The following is a 1552-nucleotide window of genomic DNA, read 5'->3' as shown; positions in this document are numbered from 1 at the left end:
TTCGACACCCCCGAGCACCTGGCCAACGAGCTCATCGAATATATCATCTACTACAACGAGTTCAGGCCCCACCAGGCGATCGGAAACATCCCCCCGAAGACCTTCGCCGAACAAAAGAAAACCGAACAGCCATCACCGAATTCGTGAACTTGCACAATTGCGAGGGTCCGAAGGACGGGGAGCGGCGCGTGACGCGAGCCTGGACAGGCCGACGCGGCAATCCAGAGCAACGGGACGGCAAGTCCTGTACTTTCCGCCAATCACTTCGGCAGGACGATGATCTCGCCCTTGACGTTGTCGACGCAGACAGGGCTGTCGAAAAAGGTCAGTTCCGGCTCGCAGCCATATTTCTCGTTGACCAGCGCGCGCCAGGCGTCGTCGAAGACGGCCTCGGCGGCGGCCCGGTTCTCGAACACGTAGAAGCCGCCGGCCTTGGCGTTGTCCGGATTGAAAATGTAGTGCTTGCGGATCAGGCCGCGCAGGCCGAGATAGCGCGGCGCCGTGGAGCGGAAGATGGCGGTGGCGTCGTCGAGGGTGGTTTCCGGCGCAAGCTGGAACTGGACGAATGCCGTGATCATGTCGGGTTCTCCCCTGGGGTCTGGTGGGCATCGGCGCGCGAGGCTGCGCTGGCGGCTGATCGTCCCCCGCAGGGGGAAACGCGCGAGGCAGTGCGGCGGCGTCGGACGGATGATTCGTATCCCCTATATTTGTCGCACAATGTCACATGACCAAGACATGTTTTGCGGGACGCCGACCGCCGCTTACAGCCCGAATGGCGCCGCTTCTTTTTTGAAACGCATACTGTAAATGGGTTTCCTTTTCGCATTTTTTCAACTATCCTGACGCAGTAACCGAGTGTCGAACTATGCGAAGGGTGAAGTCATGGATCGTCAAACCGCAAATTTCTGCGACGCCCTCAGCCGGATCTACTACACCTTGCCGTTCCGCGAGGGCATCGCCGGCACCGAGGAGGCGCCGGTCTATGTCAGTGCCATCGACACCCAGGCCCTGCTCTATATCGCCGAGCACCCGGACTGCATCGTCTCCGACGTCGGGGCGCATCTGGAAGCCGTGCCGACCACCGTCTCCAGCGTCATCGCCCGGCTCGCGGAACGCGGCCTCGTGGTGCGGCTGAGGAACGAGAGCAACCGGCGCATCGTCAACCTCCGACTGACGGAGGCGGGTACGGCGCTCTCGGCCGAGATCCTCGCCAACCGGCAGGAAGCCTGCAAGACGCTGCTGGCCAGCCTGTCGAAGGCAGACCGCGGCGATCTGGTGAAGAAGGTGGCGGCGCTGGCGAAGGTTGCAGAGACGGAATAGGGGGGCGGCGCGGACGGGGCGGGGCTATGGTCCGGATTATCCACCGTCCTCGGGCCTCAGTGCGGTGCTAACCCGTTCGCCACATACTCCGCCGTCACCCCGGCCTTGATGTTTGTCCCGGGGAGATGATTGACAGGTGTTCGGGGACATGGCTGACAGTCATTGATGATCGTTTCGGGTATGGTTGAGGTCAATGGTTGCGATATGCGTTGCACCGAAGCAGACGCGATAG

At 61.8% G+C, this 1552-nt stretch carries 3 protein-coding genes; 2 read left to right on the top strand and 1 reads right to left on the bottom strand.

Annotated features, from left to right (window positions below):
* Nucleotides 1–147 (top strand): integrase core domain-containing protein (locus CH339_RS25485; RefSeq protein ID WP_146610090.1); only part of this gene is annotated, 147 nt, incomplete at its 5' end.
* 113 nt (nt 148–260) lie between these two features.
* Here the strand turns inward: CH339_RS25485 and CH339_RS23560 are convergent.
* Complete coding sequence (locus CH339_RS23560) at nt 261–578, bottom strand: YdhR family protein (RefSeq protein WP_111436857.1); 318 nt, start codon at nt 576–578, stop codon at nt 261–263.
* A gap of 304 nt (nt 579–882) precedes the next feature.
* On the opposite strand from CH339_RS23560, the gene CH339_RS23555 reads away from it, so the two are divergent.
* Nucleotides 883–1320: a MarR family winged helix-turn-helix transcriptional regulator gene (locus CH339_RS23555; RefSeq protein ID WP_146610290.1), complete on the top strand. Its 438-nt coding sequence runs from the start codon at nt 883–885 to the stop codon at nt 1318–1320.
* Nucleotides 1321–1552 lie beyond the last annotated feature (232 nt).

The sequence above is a fragment of the Rhodobium orientis genome, from assembly GCF_003258835.1.
Lineage (GTDB): Bacteria > Pseudomonadota > Alphaproteobacteria > Rhizobiales > Rhodobiaceae > Rhodobium > Rhodobium orientis.
This window is presented reverse-complemented; position numbering and strand designations above follow the sequence as displayed.

Bases quoted from the DNA above. Each gene is read 5' to 3' on its own strand.
- CH339_RS23560 (WP_111436857.1), bottom strand. From the start codon at position 578: ATGATCACGGCATTCGTCCAGTTCCAGCTTGCGCCGGAAACCACCCTC.
- CH339_RS23555 (WP_146610290.1), top strand. From the start codon at position 883: ATGGATCGTCAAACCGCAAATTTCTGCGACGCCCTCAGCCGGATCTAC.